This window comes from Thioalkalivibrio sp. AKL19 (genome assembly GCF_000420165.1).
Classification (GTDB): Bacteria; Pseudomonadota; Gammaproteobacteria; order Ectothiorhodospirales; family Ectothiorhodospiraceae; genus Thioalkalivibrio.
The window spans coordinates 100,800-115,289 of sequence record NZ_ATUK01000018.1; the positions used below are offsets into that span (position 1 = coordinate 100,800).

The 14,490-nt window shown below is 67.7% G+C and carries 10 protein-coding genes; 8 read left to right on the top strand and 2 right to left on the bottom strand.

Translation table 11 applies throughout. The features are described from left to right. Nucleotides 1-9: 9 nt before the first annotated feature. From smc to F817_RS0113625, 8 genes are all read left to right on the top strand, one after another. A complete protein-coding gene (gene smc, locus F817_RS0113590; RefSeq protein WP_024328159.1) occupies nucleotides 10-3,504 on the top strand; it encodes a chromosome segregation protein SMC in 3,495 nt (1,164 codons plus the stop codon). A 39-nt stretch (nucleotides 3,505-3,543) separates the two neighbouring features. Then, nucleotides 3,544-4,761 (top strand): cell division protein ZipA, encoded by a 1,218-nt coding sequence (gene zipA, locus F817_RS0113595; RefSeq protein WP_024328160.1) that lies wholly within the window; start codon nucleotides 3,544-3,546, stop codon nucleotides 4,759-4,761. After that, nucleotides 4,758-6,848: an NAD-dependent DNA ligase LigA gene (gene ligA, locus F817_RS0113600; RefSeq protein WP_024328161.1), complete on the top strand. Its 2,091-nt coding sequence runs from the start codon at nucleotides 4,758-4,760 to the stop codon at nucleotides 6,846-6,848. The genes zipA and ligA overlap by 4 nt, the downstream gene beginning before the upstream one ends. Before the next feature lie 156 nt (nucleotides 6,849-7,004). Then, nucleotides 7,005-7,460, top strand: coding sequence for a transposase (locus F817_RS0113605; RefSeq protein ID WP_024328162.1), 456 nt, complete (start codon nucleotides 7,005-7,007; stop codon nucleotides 7,458-7,460). A 288-nt stretch (nucleotides 7,461-7,748) separates the two neighbouring features. Beyond that, on the top strand, nucleotides 7,749-9,650 hold the full coding sequence (locus tag F817_RS0113610; protein WP_024328163.1) for a nucleoside-diphosphate sugar epimerase/dehydratase: 1,902 nt from the start codon (nucleotides 7,749-7,751) through the stop codon (nucleotides 9,648-9,650). 229 nt (nucleotides 9,651-9,879) lie between these two features. Continuing rightward, entirely contained in the window at nucleotides 9,880-11,046 is a 1,167-nt protein-coding gene (locus F817_RS0113615; protein WP_024328164.1) for a nucleotide sugar dehydrogenase, read from the top strand. Between the two features lie 819 nt (nucleotides 11,047-11,865). Continuing rightward, on the top strand, nucleotides 11,866-12,720 hold the full coding sequence (locus tag F817_RS0113620) for a Wzz/FepE/Etk N-terminal domain-containing protein (RefSeq protein WP_024328165.1): 855 nt from the start codon (nucleotides 11,866-11,868) through the stop codon (nucleotides 12,718-12,720). A gap of 257 nt (nucleotides 12,721-12,977) precedes the next feature. After that, entirely contained in the window at nucleotides 12,978-13,328 is a 351-nt protein-coding gene (locus F817_RS0113625) for a MarR family EPS-associated transcriptional regulator (protein WP_024328166.1), read from the top strand. A 6-nt stretch (nucleotides 13,329-13,334) separates the two neighbouring features. On the opposite strand, the gene F817_RS0113630 is transcribed toward F817_RS0113625, so the two are convergent. Both F817_RS0113630 and F817_RS14735 read right to left on the bottom strand, forming a co-directional pair. Further along, nucleotides 13,335-14,276, bottom strand: a complete 942-nt coding sequence (locus F817_RS0113630) for an IS110 family transposase (protein ID WP_018167930.1) — start codon at nucleotides 14,274-14,276, stop codon at nucleotides 13,335-13,337. Continuing rightward, nucleotides 14,276-14,490: hypothetical protein (locus F817_RS14735; RefSeq protein ID WP_026305878.1), on the bottom strand; the 215-nt coding region annotated here is incomplete at its 5' end. The genes F817_RS14735 and F817_RS0113630, both read right to left, overlap by 1 nt.

The following is a 14,490-nucleotide window of genomic DNA, read 5'->3' on the forward strand; positions in this document are numbered from 1 at the left end:
ACGCCGAACGTGCGACTCGCCCGAATCAAGCTGGCCGGCTTCAAGTCGTTCGTGGACCCGACCACACTCGTCCTCCCCGGCAATCGGGTGGGCGTGGTCGGGCCCAACGGCTGTGGCAAGTCCAATACCATCGACGCCGTGCGCTGGGTCATGGGCGAGTCCTCGGCCAAGCACCTGCGCGGGGACTCCAGCGAGGACGTCATCTTCAACGGCTCGTCCAGCCGCAAGCCCGTGGGGCAGGCCTCCATCGAGCTGGTGTTCGACAACTCCGACGGCCGCCTGGGCGGCGAGTACAGCGGCTACGGCGAGATCGCGGTCAAGCGCGCGCTGACCCGCGACGGCCAGTCCAAGTACTTCCTCAACGGCCAGCGCGCGCGCAAGCGCGACGTGGTCGACCTGTTCCTCGGCACCGGCCTGGGCCCGCGCAGCTACGCCATCATCGAACAGGGCATGATCGCGCGGCTGATCGAGGCGCGCCCCGAGGAGCTGCGCGTCTACCTGGAGGAGGCCGCCGGGATCTCCAAGTACAAGGAGCGCCGCCGCGAGACCGAGAACCGCGTGCGCCATACCCGCGAGAACCTGGAACGCCTGGACGACGTGCGCGACGAGGTGTCCAAGCAAGCCGAGCGCCTCAACCGCCAAGCCGCCACTGCCGAGCGCTACCAGGCACTGGCCGCCGAGCGCCGGCGCAAGCGCGCCGAGGCCATCCTGCTGCGCCTGCAGGCCCAGGAACGGGAGATGGAGGCCAGCCGTACCCGCCTGAACGACGCCGAGACCGCCCTGGCCGCTGCCCAGGCCGAGGCGCAAAAGGCGCAGACCAGCACCGAGCAGGCCCGCCAGGAGCGCGTCGAGCTGGAGGCCGCCACCACCCAGGCGCAGAGCGCCTACTATGATCGCGCTGCCGAGGTCTCGCGCCTGGAGCAGTCCATCCGCCACGCCGAGGACGAACTGGCGCGCGAACAGGCCGAGCTGCGCCAGCTGGACAGCCGCATCGAGGCCGCGGCCGGCGAGCATCAGGCGGTCGAGGCTCGCATCGCCCAGGCCGAGCAGGAGAGCGCGCAACGCCAGGAAGCGGCCGCGACCGCGGAGGCGGAGCGGGAACGCCTGGAGGCCGCCGCCGAGGGCGCCGAGACCGAGTATCAGACCGCGCGCGAGGCGCTCACCGAATGGGAGCGCTCACTGGCCGAGCCGCGCCAGAACGCCCAGCTCGCCCGCTCGCGTATGGACAGCGCCGAGCACCTGCTCAAGCGCGTCGCCCAGCGCCAGGAACGCCTTGAGGCCGAGCGCGCGGCCCTGCCACAGACCCACCCGGGCACCGAGGCGGATCGCCTGGATTCCGAACTGACCGGCCTGCGCGAGCGGCTGCAGGAACTGCAGGGCGAACGCGAGCAGCAACAGGCGGCGCTGGCCGATCTCGAACAGGCCCAGCGCGAGGAGCAGGACACCCTGCATGCCACCGAACGCGAGGCGCGCGAGGTCGCCGGGCGCCTGGCGGGGCTGGAGCACTTCGCCGGCGAGGACGACCCGCAGGAGACCCGCGCCCGCCGCGAGGCCTGGGCGCGCGAGCACGGGCTGGACCTGTCGCGCCCGCTGGTGCAGCAACTGGAGGTGGCCGAGGGCTGGGATACCGCGGTGGAGATGGTGCTGGGTGCCTGGCTGGAGGCCGCCGTTACGGAGCGGCCGGAGGCGGCGCCGGACCTGCCCGACACGATGCTGCGTCTGGTCGGGACGGACGTGCCGCAGGCGGCGCAGGCCCCGGCCGGCCGCCTGGCCGCCCGCGTCCAGGGTTCGCCGGTGGTCACCGCCTGGCTGGCGGCGGTGCATTGCGCGGAGGACCTTGATGCCGCGCGGGCGCAGGTGGCCACGCTCGGCCCCGGCGAGAGCGTGATCACGCCCGATGGCACCTGGCTGGGGCCGGGCTGGGTCGCCCATCGCACCCTGGAGGGCGGGGCCAGCGGCGCGGTGGCCCGGGTGCGCCTGGCGCGCGAGCTGCAGGAACGCCAGGAGGAACTGGCCACGCAGGTGAACCGCCTGCAGGCCGCGCTGGAAGAACGCAAAGAGACCATCGCGGCCACCCGCGCCCGGCGCGAGGCGCTGGACGGGCAGATCCGCGAGCAGCAGGCGCAGATCGACGACCGCGAGCGTCGCGTGCAGCGCCTGCGCGACCAGGCGCGGCAGCTGGAACAGCAGCAGGAACGCATCGACCGCGAGGCGGGCGAGCTCGACGAGGAGGCCGCGCGGGCCCGCGAGCAGTTCGCCACGGCCGAGGCCGAGCGCAACGAGGCGCTGGCGCGCATCGAGACCCTGGAGGCCGACCGCGCCGCCCTGGAAGCCCGGGTCGTTGCCGCCCGCAATGCGCAGTCCGAGGCCCGCGACGCGGTGCGCGCGGCGCGCGACGCAGCCAACCAGGCGCGCATGGCCGAGCAGGAGGCGCGCCATCGCCTGGAGCGCGAACAGAACGAGCGGGGGCGCCTGGAACGCCAGCGCGAGGAGGATGCCCAGCGCCGCGAACGCCTGGCGCAGGGGCTGGGCGAACGCCAGGGCCCGCTGGAGCAGTGGCGGGCGGACTTGCAGAGCGCGGCGGAGCAGCGCCAGGAGGCCGAGGCACGGTTAACCCAGGCGCGTGCCGACCTGGAGGCCTGCGACGCCCGACTGCGCGAACTGGCCGGCACCAGCACCGAGCTGGGCAACCGCGTCGAGGCGCAGCGCTCCACCTGCGAGGAGCTGCGCCTGGACCTGCGCGAACGCTCGGTGCAGATCGAACAGCTCAAGACCCAGTTCCAGGAATCCGGCTTCGCCGCCGAGGCCCTGGCGCCCGAGCTACCGGAGGACGCGACCGTCCCGGCCTGGGAACAGGCGATCGGTGAACTGGATCGCAAGATCGAGAAGCTCGGGCCGATCAACCTGGCGGCGATCGACGAGGCGCGCAGCCTGGAGGAGCGTTCGCGCTACCTGGAGGAGCAGCACGCCGACCTGATCGAGGCGCTGGAGACCCTGGAGGCGGCGATGCACCGCATCGATCGCGAGACCCGGGCCCTGTTCAAGCAGACCTTCGACCAGGTTAATGCCGGGCTCGGGCACAAGTTCCAGCGCCTGTTCGGGGGCGGCGAGGCGCGCCTGGAGATGACCGGCGATGACCTCCTGGATACCGGCGTCACCATCATGGCGCGCCCGCCGGGCAAGCGGCTGTCGACCATCCACCTGATGTCCGGCGGCGAGAAGGCGCTCACCGCCTCGGCCCTGGTGTTCGCGATCTTCGAGCTGAATCCGGCGCCCTTCTGCATGCTGGACGAGGTGGATGCCCCACTGGACGAGGCCAACGTCGGCCGCTTCTGTGACCTGCTGCGCGAGATGTCGGAGCAGATCCAGTTCATCTTCATTACTCACAACAAGGCAACGATGGCCATGGCGGAACAGCTGATCGGCGTTACCATGCACGAGCCGGGCGTGTCGCGCCTGGTTAGCGTGGATATCGACGAGGCTGTGGAACTGGCCGAGGCCTGACCGTCGGTACCGGGATCAACGAGGTTTTTTGTGGATTGGATGCGCATCAGTCTGGTCATTCTGGGGATTGTCCTGATCGCGGGAATCTGGCTCGCCCATCGCCTGCGCACGCGCTCGGTACAGCGTGACGAGGAGGACGACGCCGCGGACTGGGGCGACGAGGCGGTCCACATCCGCGCGAGTGACGAGCCGGGCCGCAAGCGCTGGTACGAGCCGGCGGAGCCCGGCGGCTCCAGCGAACCGGAGGCCGGCTGGGGTGATCCGCTGGACACCGGCCGCAGCGTTCGCCCCGGTGGTGCGCGCGAACCGGATCTGGACGAACCGCATATCCCCGGACCCGCCCGCGAGGAGCGCCACGAGCCCCATCTCGGCGTGACCGCCAGTGACGACGAGTCGGATCTGGAGCCGGACTACGGGCGCCGCGGCGAGCGCGCCCAGGATATCTACGGCGTACTGGACAGCGACGACGAGCCGACGCCGCCCCCGCCACACGGGGCGTTTGAGCCGTCGCCCGAGGATCGCCCGGTCCGCGCCCGCCGCAAGGGTTCGGCCACCGCCCCTGGCGAGCGGGCGCGCGCGGCCCTCGGGGGGCTGGGGGCGCGCCTGCGTTCCGGCATGGACCGCCTGCGTCCCGCACGACTCAAGCCGCCGCGTGCCGAGGACACCCTGGGCGAGCATCTGGACCCGGATCACGAGGTGGACCCGGACCTCATCGAGAAGCCCGCGCCGGACATGGAAACCCTCGGTGAATACGTGTCCGAACCGCGCGTGGTCGGGCGCAACCCGAAGGCCGAGCATCGCGCAACCGACGAGAAGATCCTGCTGCTGCACGTGGTCGCACCGCGCAACAAGCCGTTTACCGGTGTCGCCCTGGGCGCCGCGATGCAGCGCGCTGGCATGACCCCGGGCGAGATGGACATCTACCACTTCCACGAGCCGGAGACGGACAACCGCGTGCCGTTGTTCTCCGCCGCGAACATGGTCCCGCCCGGCACCCTGCGCGAGGAAGACCTGGCCGACATGATGACGCCGGGCGTCACGCTGTTTACCCAGGTCCACCGCAGCGCCGAGCCGCAGCGTGCCTTCGAGGCATTGTTGGAGCACGCCCACGTGCTGGCACGCGATCTGGGCGGCAGCATCCTGGACGCGCAGCAGTCCACCGCCACCAACCAGACGCTGGCCTACATGCGCGAGGACCTGAACGACTGGCTGCGCCGCCACCGGCCGGACGTGCTGCGCCGGCGCAGCGTGCGATGAGCCCGTCGGGTTCGCCGGCCTCGCAGGGCGGCTCGACCGACGCTCCGCAGGCGCGCATCGACGAGCTGCGCCGGCAGATCGAGCATCACAACTACCGCTACTACGTGCTCGACGACCCCGAGGTGTCGGACGCCGAGTTCGACGCCCTGATGCGCGAGTTGGAGCAACTGGAGGCGGACCACCCGGAGCTTGTCACCCCCGATTCGCCCACCCAACGCGTGGGCGCCACCCCGGCCGAGGGCTTTGCCACCGTCCGACATCGCCTGCCGATGCTGTCGCTCGCCAACGGCTTCGAGGCGGACGCGATCCGCGACTTCGACCGCCGCGTGCGCGAGCGTCTGGCGAAACAGACTGGCGACCCTGCGCGCGGCGAGGGCGCCGTCACCTACATGGCCGAGCCCAAGCTGGACGGCCTCGCCATCAGCCTGATCTACGAGGACGGTCGCCTGATCCAGGCCGCCACCCGCGGCGACGGCGAGACCGGCGAGGACGTAACCGCGAACGTGCGCACCGTGCGGCCGATCCCGCTGCATTTGGGCGACCGCTTCACCGACGATGCCCCGCGGGTGCTGGAGGTGCGCGGCGAGGTCTTCATGCGCCGCGCCGACTTCGAGCGCCTGAACGCCGGGCTGGAGGCCGACGGCCTGCGTGGGTTCATGAACCCGCGCAATGCCGCCGCCGGCAGCCTGCGCCAGCTGGACTCGAAGGTGACCGCGCGCCGCCCGCTCAGCTTCTTTGCCTACTCGGTGGGTTTCGTCGAGGGCGGGACGCTGCCGGACACCCAGTCCGGCACGCTGGACTGGCTGCAGCGCCTGGGCTTCCCGGCCTGCCCGGAGCGCGAGGTGCTGGAGGGCGTCGAGGCCTGTCTCGACTACTACGAGCGCCTCGCCGCCCGCCGCGCGGGGCTGGATTACGAGATCGACGGCATCGTGTACAAGGTGGATGCCCTGGCCGATCAACAGCAGCTGGGCTTCGTCTCGCGCGCGCCGCGCTGGGCCATCGCCCACAAGTTCCCGGCGGAGGAGCGCACCACCACGCTGCGCAATGTCGAATTCCGTGTCGGTCGCACCGGCGCGCTCACCCCGGTGGCGCGCCTGGAGCCGGTGCTGGTTGGTGGCGTGATGGTCAGCAACGCCACGCTGCACAACATGGACGAGATCGCGCGCAAGGATGTGCGCATCGGCGACCGCGTGATCGTGCGCCGCGCCGGCGACGTGATCCCCGAGGTGGTCGGCCGCGCCGGCGGCGAGCGCCCCACCGATACCCGCGCCATCGAGATGCCCGCGGCCTGCCCGGAGTGCGACTCGCACATCGAGCGCACCGAAGGCGAGGTCGTCGCCCGTTGTACCGGCGGACTGGTATGCCCGGCGCAACGGCGCGAGGCCCTCAAGCACTTCGTCTCGCGCCGCGCGATGGACATCGAGGGCTTCGGCGAGAAAATCATCGAGCAGCTGGCCGACGGCGGCATCGTGCAAAGCCCGGCGGATCTGTTCGCCCTGGATGCCGAGCGCCTGGAGGCGCTGGAACGGGTCGGCCCCAAGCTCGCCGAGAACCTGGTCAACGCCCTGGAACAGGCGCGCGAGACCACGCTGGCGCGCTTCATCTTCGCGCTGGGCATCCGCGAGGTGGGGGAGGTCACCGCCCGCAACCTGGCCGAATACTACGGCGACCTCGACACGCTGATGCAGGCCGACGCCGAGGCCCTGCAGGAAGTCCCCGACGTCGGGCCTATCGTCGCCGAGCACATCGCCAACTTCTTCGCCGAGCCGCACAACCTCGAGGTCATCCGCGCCCTGCGCGACGCCGGCGTGCACTGGCCCGACCCGCCCCGGCGAGAAGCCGCGGCGACCGATGACGATGCCCCGCTGGCGGGCTGCACCTACGTCCTCACCGGCAGCTTCGACGCCATGACCCGCGACGAGGCCAAGGCCGCCCTCGAGGCCCGCGGCGCCAAGATCACCGGCTCCGTCTCCAAAAAGACCACCGCCGTTATCGCCGGCGCCGACCCCGGCTCCAAGGTCACCAAGGCCGAATCCCTCGACATCCCCATCCTCGGCCCCGACGACCTCGCCCAACTCCTCGCCTGAGGCAATTTGGGCTGTCGCAATTTCACTGTGGGAGCGGGCCTTGCCCGCGAAGCGCCTGCCGGTGTTGGGCTTGGGCGGGAGGCATTCGCGGGCAAGGCCCGCTCCCACAAAGCTCGTTCCTGCAAGTAAGTGCTTCGACAAGTCAAGGAGGTTGGAATGCCACGGAAGGCACGAACGCACCGTCTGCGCCTCGGCCGTTTCAGCGAGCCGGGGCGGGTCTATCTGATCACCGCGGTCTGTGCTGATCGGCAAGCCTGGTTTTCGCAATTCGACCAGGGTCGCTGCGTCGTTCATGCGTTGCGCGATCTGGAAGGCGCGGCGTCGACGTTCTGTTTCGTGGTCATGCCTGACCATGTGCACTGGCTGATGCAGTTGGAAGGGGGTGACCTCTCCAGTACCGTGCAAAAGCTCAAGAGTCTCACTACCCGCCGGATTGGGCGACTGCGGAGGTGCACGTGTCGAGTGTGGCAGAGCGGCTTCCATGACCGCGCGTTGCGCCGGGAAGAGGATCTCCAGGCGGTCGCCCGCTATGTGGTGGCGAACCCGCTGCGGGCAGGGCTGGTCGGCAATCTCGGTGATTACCCCCTGTGGGATGCGGTCTGGCTGGAGTAAGGGGCTGGATGGAGTTTGGCGGGGGCTTCGCGGCCAGGGCCGCTCCCACAGTAAACCAAGCCGGGGGTACCCTTGTGGGAGCGGGACTGCCCGCGAACGCCCCTGCCAGCATGGAACCGATCACAACCCCTTCAGCGATGAGTGCATTTTCATCACGGCTTGCTTATGCTCCGCACGCCGCGATGGAGAGCGGCGGTGAGCGGGTGCGTACACTTGCTGTAGTGTAATCCGGGTAGTTTTTGTGGACGGGAGAGTCGGGCGAGACATGCCGGGACGGTGTTGCAGATCATGCTGAGAAGGGGCCTGGAAAGCTTGTTCAAGCTGCCGCGCTCGAAGAAGCGCTGGCTCATGGTGATGGCGGATACCGTCATGCTGCCGCTGGCGTTGTGGTCCGGCTTCGCGATCCGCCTGGCCGAGCCGTTCCCGCTGATCATGCTGGAGACCTGGTGGCTGTTCCCGCTGGTGGTCCTGGTCGGCATTCCGCTGTTTGTGCGGCTGGGGCTTTATCGGGCCGTGGTGCGTTTCATGGGGGCGCGCACCATCTGGGCCGTGGGGTCCGGGGTGGTGGTCCTGGCGTTGGTGCTATGGGCGGCCGCGATGCTGGGACGGGTCGAGGGCTTCCCGCGTTCGGTGCCGATTAACTTCGCGATCGTGGCCTTCATCTATGTCGGCGGCAGCCGCTTCCTGGTGCGCACGTGGTATCGCTCGATCATCGAGGCGGGCGCGGGTGCCGAGCCGGTGGTGGTCTTCGGGGCGGGCGAGGCCGGCGTGCAGCTCCTGTCCGGGCTCAAGGCCGGGGGCCGGTTTCGAGTGGTCGCCTTCGTAGACGAGGATCGCAGCCTGCAGGGGAGTTCGATCGACGGGATTCCCGTCCATAGTCCGGATCGTCTTGAGCGCTTTGTGTCCCGTTTCCGGGTCAGGCGGATGCTCCTGGCCATTCCGTCCGCGACGCGCCAGGAACGCCGGCGCATCCTGGAACAGCTGGAACCGCTCCCGGTGTACGTGCAGACGGTTCCGTCGATGGAGTCGGTGGTCTCCGGGCATGCGAGCCTGGAACAGCTGGAAGACGTGGACATCGCCGATCTGCTCGGGCGCGACCCGGTACCCCCGGACCCCGAGCTGCTGACCTGCAGCGTGCACGGGCGGGTGGTGATGGTGACCGGCGCGGGCGGTTCCATTGGCTCCGAACTGTGCCGGCGCATCATCCGTCTGGAGCCGGCGGCGCTGATCCTGTTCGAGCGCAACGAGTTCGCGCTCTACAGCATCGAGCGCGAGCTGCAGGAGTACTCGGCGCAACTGGAGCAGTGCCCGGCCATTCACGCGGTGCTGGGTTCGGTGGCCAATGCGCGGCGTGTGGCCTCCGTGCTGGCGGAATACGGCGTACAAACGCTGTACCACGCCGCGGCCTACAAGCATGTGCCGATCGTCGAGGCCAACCTGATCGAGGGCGTGCGCAACAATGTCTTCGGGACCGCCGTGCTCGCGGAGGCAGCGCTCAATGCCGGCGTGGATCGCTTTATCCTGATCTCCACCGACAAGGCCGTGCGCCCCACCAACGTCATGGGCGCCACCAAGCGCCTGGCCGAGATGGTCCTGCAGGATCGCGCCCGAGACCAGCGCGGGACCATCTTCAGCATGGTGCGCTTCGGCAACGTGCTGGGCTCGTCCGGCTCCGTGGTGCCGCTGTTCCACCAGCAGATCCGCGATGGCGGCCCGGTGACGGTGACCCACCCGGAGATCACGCGCTACTTCATGTCCATCCCCGAGGCGACCGAACTGGTGATCCAGGCCGGTGCCATGGCCGAGGGCGGCGAAGTCTACGTGCTCGACATGGGCGAGCCGGTCCGCATCGTGGACCTGGCGCGGCGCATGATCCACCTGCATGGGCGCCAGGTGAAGGAAGACGGCGTGCCCGAAGATGGCGTGGAGATCGTGTTCACCGGCCTGCGTCCGGGCGAGAAGCTCTACGAGGAGCTGTTGATCGGCGACAACGTCCAGGCCACAGGCCATCCGCGGATCATGCGCGCACGCGAGGACTGCGTATCGGCGCAGGATCTGCACGCAGCCCTCAATCAGCTGGACCAGGCCGACCGCGACATGGACACCGAGCGGGCCTGCCGCACCATCCGCGCTGTAGTACACGAGTACGCCCCGGCCAATCACCCACCGCAGGAACGCGTGGCTGGGTAAGGCGGGCGTTAACCTTTCGTGCCCCCGATCGCATCATTGTTCATGGCGCCCCAGTATCCTCGGGCGCTGGGCAAACGTGCCAGCGCCCCTGTAGGAGCCTGCTCGCAGGCGAAGCCCCTGCCCGCGCCGGACTTCGGCAGGGGCTTCGCCGCCAAGGCGGCTCCTACAGGGCTCGGACGCACGGCCGACGAACTTGGCTACACCGATTGCAACAGGAAGGAAACCAGGAATGAAAATCGCAGTCGCCGGAACCGGCTACGTCGGGCTCTCCAACGCCGTCCTGCTCGCGCAGCACCATGAAGTCGTCGCGCTCGACGTGGTGCCGGAGAAGGTCGAGCAGATCAACCGCAAGCACTCCCCGATCATCGATGTCGAGATCCAGGACTTCCTGGAAAACCATGCGCTGAACCTCAAGGCCACGCTGGATAAGCAGGAGGCCTACGCGGACGCGAACTTCGTGATCATCGCCACGCCGACGGACTACGACCCGCAGACCAACTACTTCAACACCGCCACCGTGGAGTCCGTGATCCGCGATGTGCTTGCGATCAATCCGCATGCGGTGATGGTCATCAAGTCCACCGTTCCGGTCGGCTACACGCGCGAGATCAAGGCGCAGCTGGAGACCGACAACATCCTGTTCTCGCCGGAGTTCCTGCGCGAGGGGCGGGCGCTGTACGACAACCTGCACCCCTCCCGGATCATCGTCGGCGAGCAGTCCGAGCGGGCCGAGACCTTCGCCCGGCTGCTGGCGGAAGGCGCGATGGACGACGATATCCCCATGGTCTTCACGCACTCGACCGAGGCCGAGGCGATCAAGCTGTTCGCCAACACCTACCTGGCCATGCGCGTGGCGTATTTCAACGAACTGGACAGTTACGCCGAAGCCAACGGCCTGGATACGCGTCAGATCATCGAGGGCGTGTGCCTGGACCCGCGCATCGGCAGCCACTACAACAACCCGTCGTTCGGTTTTGGCGGCTATTGCCTCCCGAAAGACACCAAGCAGTTGCTGGCCAACTATGACGAGGTCCCGAACAACATCATCAAGGCCATTGTTGACGCGAACCGCACGCGCAAGGACTTTGTGTCAGACGCGATCATCAAGCGTCAGCCAAAGGTCGTCGGCATCTACCGTCTGGTCATGAAGAGCGGCTCCGACAACTTCCGTGCCTCCGCCATCCAGGGCGTGATGAAGCGCATCAAGGCCAAGGGCATCGAAGTCGTCGTCTACGAGCCGGAGCTCCCCGATGACGAGTTCTACCGCTCCCGCGTCATCCGCGACCTGGACGAGTTCAAGCGCGTGTCCGACGTCATCGTCGCCAACCGCATCACCGACGACCTCCGCGACCAGACCGACAAGGTCTACACCCGCGACCTCTTCAACAACGACTGACCCAGCCCGGTTCGCTGTCCCCCTGTAGGACGGGCTCGCCCGCGAAGCCCCCGCCAAAGCCAGCCCGGGTCCCCCTTCGCGAACAGGCCCGCTCCCACAAGGCTCTTCTCCGTGGTCATGCAGCCACGGACCGACGATGCCTTCGGTTGGGTCATCTCGGTCGATGCGGCTTTATTCCTCTGATCATCACCGGCTGGCCGGTTGCGGGGGTCATTGGGAAACCTGATTAGCAACGAGCGTCCGCCAGGCTCAAGGCCCGTGAGGGCTCGGGTATCCAGGCGCCTCCTACATCGTCATCCCGGAAACCGCGCAGCGGTTATCCGGGATCTCCACGGTATGAGTGACGCGTACGTTGGGGCTGGAACGGCGTGCGGAGATCCCGGCTCTCCGCTGCGCTACGGCCGGGATGACGGGGAGGGGGCGCTACGACCGGTATCACAATCAGGGTGAGCTCCGACCAGGATGACAGGGCAGGGGTAAGGGCCCCGGGAGGGTGACACTCCCAGGAAGGCCTGGATCAAAGTGGCCCGGGGGGGCATGCACGTCCCCAAATGGGCCCCGCCACTGGCTGACGATCGTTGCTAATCAGGTTGGGAAAAGGGCGGCGGCTAACCTTGCAAAAAGCCCTGGTTTCCGGTCCAATCGCGACGCCCCGGGGTTGAACCCTTAAGGCACTTCGAGCCCGCATTATGGCAATGCCCGAGCGCCTTCCTGGCAAGTGGTTCGCGGCCGCCATCACTGCCGGTATTGACCTGGCCGAATGCCTCGGGCCGAACCGAGGCCCCCCTGCACATTGCGTTTGAATACAGGAACTGACTCATGAACGATCCCACCGGTCCGCAATCCCGTCCGTACGACGACGAAATCAGTCTGTACGAGCTGTGGGATGTGCTGATGCGCCGTTTGCCGGTCCTGCTGGGTGTCGCGGTACTCACCGTCGTTCTGGGTGTCGTGTATGCCTTGATGCAGCCGGTGGAGTACGAATACCGCTCGGGTGTGGATCTCCCGAGGATCTATTCCGCCGGGTTCATCGACGTGGTCTCACAGGATATGGTGATCGCTCGGCTCGAGGACGTACTGATCCCGCAGCAACGCGATCAGCTCTTCGGCGACGAGGAGCGGGGGCCTCGCGTTCGCGTGAGTGCCCACGGCTCGGACTACAGCCTGATCCTGGAGTCCACCAGTACGCGCGAGGCCGCCGAGCATGTGGCGGATCTCCACGAGGGGGTGATCGCGGCTATGGCCGAGTGGCTGAGGCCACGGTTTGAACAAAGCCTGGCCAGCCATCTGAGGCCCTTGAACAGCCGCATCGAGGTCCTGGATGACCAGATCGCGCTGCTGCAGGAGGACCTCAACGCCCTCTACGGGCGGCTGGGCGAGGGCGATGACATCGCCGGCTTGATCGTGGCCCAGCAAATTGGCGATATCCGCCGAGAGCTGTCCAGGTTGCGTTCGTCCCGCACGGATGCGGCATCCAGCGCCGAAACAATTGAAGCGATGAGCCGCGACACCGAGCAAACCTTCCTTACCGGGGAATCCGATAGCCCCGTGGGTGCCGGCCGCGCGCTCATCGTCGCCCTGTCCGTTGTCCTTGGGGGCATGCTCGGATTGTTTGCGGCGTTCTTCTGGGAGTTTGTCAGCAACGCCCGAAGCCGCCGCCCCGAACAAGGCTAGCTCCGGACTCATGTAGCGTTCCCCGCCGGAGCTTCTGGAGGGGAGGGCTTCTTCAAAGCATGGTCATGTTTGCGCGCGGGCCCGACCGGACCCGCGCGTTCCGTTGCCATGCGACCGGCCGATATGCTCTAATTTTGGCCTGCGTTCATGCCGTGAACGCACATTTAGCAGTTCTCCTAGGGCGGGCCCGCGAATAATCCGGGTGCACCGTCCCGGCGGTAGCGTGCCCAAACGCTGCTCATGATCCGGATAACCTATTGATTGAAGAAGACCTACATCTGGAAGTGCTCCGCCTGCTGGAGCGCGAGCCGGACATGAGCCAACGCCAGCTCGCGCGGGCGCTGGGCCTGTCGGTGGGCAAGACGCACTACGCGCTCAGGGCCGTGCTCGACCGTGGCTGGGTCAAGGCGCAGAACTTCCGCCGCTCGGACAACCGCTCGGCCTACCTGTACAAGCTCACGCCGAACGGCCTGCAGGAAAAGGCGCGCCTGGCGTACGGCCTGCTCCAGCGCAAACGCGCCGAGCACGAAGCCCTGATGACCGAAATCGAACAACTCCGCGCCGAGGTGCAAAACGCCAAACCCGCGGATGAGCCACCCACCCTGTAGGAGATTCTATGTCTCTCCACAAGGGATCTTAGGTTGGTAATCGGTCTGATTTTTCATCAGGGCGAAGGCGACGCGGGCCAGCTTTCGAGCCAAGGCGTTCAGTGCCTGGGTCGTCGCCAGGCCACGGTCCAGGCAGCGCTGGTAGTAGTCGCTCCAGGCGGCTTTCGACTTGGCCTGCATCGCGGCCAGATAGAGCAGCCGTCGCAACTCTGGATCGCCCTGTTTGGTGAGTTTGCGCTGCCCCCGTTTCGTGCCGGAGTCGCGTATGCGGACATCCAACCCCAGGAAGGCAACGAACGCATCACCGCTGCGGAAGGCGCCGCGATGGAACGCCATCGTCAAGCCGGTGGCGGTGAGCGGGCCCACACCCTCGATCTGCTGGCAGCGTCGGGCGTGATCCGACCAGCCGGCGCGACCGACCGTCTCGCGCAGCACACGCTGGAGGACAGCGTCCAGCCGACCGATCTCCCGGAGCAGATCCTTCAGATTGGACTGCAGTTCGGGTACGCCTCGCAGGCTCTGCTCCAGCATGACCCGTGCCCGCACCAGCGTGGCACGCCGGCGCAGCAGCTTTTGCAGGGTCCGGTAGCCCTCGGGTGGCGGTGTCCAGGGGCGCAGTTCGTCCTGTTCGCGTTGCAGATAACGCACCAGAAGCCGAGCATCCCCGGCATCGGTCTTGGCCCGGCCACCGATGCTCTCGCGGTAGCGATTGAGGCGATAGCCATTAATCAGATACACCCGGTGGCCCTGATGATGAGCCTCCAGCGCCAGGGCCAAGTGATAGTCGTTGGTGGCTTCCAGGGCAAAGTCGGCCGGACCCTCCAAGCCACGGACCCACCGGCGGATCGCCGGGAGCTCGTTGGGACACGGCTGTGCGGTTTCACCGTCGATGCTGATCCACAACTCGGCCTTGCCGACATCGACCCCGATCCGATGCGTTGCCATCATCACACCTCCCGAGCTAGCTTGGAGTTGTCTGTCGGGGCCTCACCGAACGCTGGCTTGCCATCTATCGTCGGTCCCGTGCCGATCGATTCCTTATCGGCGTTTAAGGTGAGGGGTGGGACGAATTCTCCTACCGTCTGTGCCACAGGCCAGATGCCGGCCTCGTCCCTCCACCCCGACAGACCCTTTCTAGGCCTGCCGGGGTTAAACATACAAG